Genomic DNA, 1,320 nt, shown 5'->3' on the forward strand with positions numbered 1-1,320 from the left:
GTCGTTCGTCAAAGCTCTCATTGTTTTCGTGCAACACAAGAACAAACTCATCGCCGCCGATCCGAGCGACAATGTCATGCCCTGTGGCGAGGCGGGAAAGCCTTCCTGCTACTTCTTTCAGGAGTTCATCGCCAACGGCGTGGCCGAAAGTGTCATTGATCTGTTTGAAATTATCCAGATCGAGAAAGCTGACAGCCACCTTTTGTGACAAAAGATCAGCAGCCTTTAGAACTCCTGGAAGCCTTGCTTCGAGGGAGAGACGGTTCTCGAGGCCCGTTAGCGCATCGTGAATGACGAGAAAACGTATTTGTTCTTCTGCCTGCCTCCGGTCGATCGCAATTCCGGCCATACGGCTGGCTCCCGCAAAAAACTCGCTGAGACTTCGGCTGAGATTGTTGTTCGTCGACGATATTCCAATCAAGCCATGAGTGGTTCCGTTTGATGAAGGAATTTCAAAGCATGAAAGGTCGTTTTTCTCAAAGACAAGTCTAGCCGCGCCCTCACGGTTCGGCCTCGAAGACGACGAAGACAGAGCTTCGAATAGCGGCAGTTGTAGATCGGGCGCGTTTGGAGCCTTGAAGGTCTGAATGTCATCCTCGGGGGAGAACAGGACCGCTGCGCATCCAATGCCTTCGGCAAGTTCTTCAATCAGTTCAGCCAACGTGCTCATGAAATCTGGAACAGCGACCGAACCAACAATCATTTCAAGTATGCGGTTTTGCGCTCGAATCAGGCGCTCCGAGGCTTTGTGAGCCGAGATGTCACGCGAGGACCCGACAATGCCGATGATTGCGCCGCTGCTATCTCTAAGAGTTACCCGTGACATCATCAGCCAGCGGTCGCCTCCACCGCGCATGGCGCGCTCCTCGTATCCCAGATCTGGCTCGCCTGTTTCCATGACGCGCTGTTCAATCTCGGATATGCGCGCATCGGTAGCGGCTTCACCATGAAGATCGTAGTCAGTCAGTCCGACAATATCATCAACGCTTGAGAGACCGTTGCCTTGAATGATAGCTTGGTTTGCGTACAGAAATCGACCTTCGCGATCTTTTGCATACATGAAATCCGGAACGTGATTGACCATTGCCTCGAGCCACAAGGTACGCCCTGCGATTTTCGGCTCCGCTACAAGCAAACGGGAGGCCGCGTCGAGAAGAGCGTTAGTATCCGGTGTCAGGTCTTCGTCCCCTTGAGGATCATCGAGGTGTTTACCCGACACGACCAAATTTTTCATCGTTCAAATGCTCCAGCACTGCCGAACGCATTGTCGTCATTATTGGTTATGTTAGGATGAACTTCATTGTCCGAACGACCTCGAAC

At 52.3% G+C, this 1,320-nt stretch carries 1 protein-coding gene; it reads right to left on the reverse strand.

The features are described 5' to 3' along the window. The coding region (locus BW978_RS23115; RefSeq protein WP_139330657.1) for a GGDEF domain-containing protein at window positions 1–1,234 on the reverse strand (1,234 nt) is incomplete at its 3' end. Window positions 1,235–1,320: the final 86 nt, after the last annotated feature.

It is taken from the genome of Rhizobium sp. RU33A, assembly GCF_900156055.1.
Taxonomy (GTDB): domain Bacteria; phylum Pseudomonadota; class Alphaproteobacteria; order Rhizobiales; family Rhizobiaceae; genus Allorhizobium.